The sequence below is a fragment of the Sulfitobacter sp. HNIBRBA3233 genome (genome assembly GCF_040149665.1).
GTDB lineage: Bacteria > Pseudomonadota > Alphaproteobacteria > Rhodobacterales > Rhodobacteraceae > Sulfitobacter > Sulfitobacter marinivivus.
This window is the reverse complement of the sequence record NZ_JBEFLP010000025.1, coordinates 1-243: the sequence shown is the minus strand read 5'-3', so window position 1 is coordinate 243 and position 243 is coordinate 1. Positions and strand designations below refer to the sequence as shown.

Annotated in this window: 1 protein-coding gene; it reads right to left on the bottom strand. The window is 59.7% G+C overall.

The window, feature by feature from the left end; genetic code table 11:
• Positions 1-2 precede the first annotated feature (2 nt).
• Positions 3-243 (bottom strand): TRAP transporter small permease subunit (locus ABMC89_RS19020; RefSeq protein WP_439655681.1); only part of this gene is annotated, 241 nt, incomplete at its 5' end.

Below are 243 nucleotides of genomic sequence, written 5' to 3'. Positions count from 1 at the left end.
ACTCATGCGGTTGCCTCGGCGGGATTCGGTTGCACAAGAAGCAGGGCTGCCCCGTGCAGAATGAAAAGCGTGCCACAGACCGGCACACAAAGATAAAGCGCTTCTATGGGAATCTGAAGCGCAGCACTCTTTTGCCCGGCCGTGCGTAGCACATACTGGATGCCTGCGGTCAGCGTGACCCAGCCAAACAGAACGGCTAAGGCGGCGACCCAGCGATTGGCCCAGCCTTGCAGGCGCACGAAT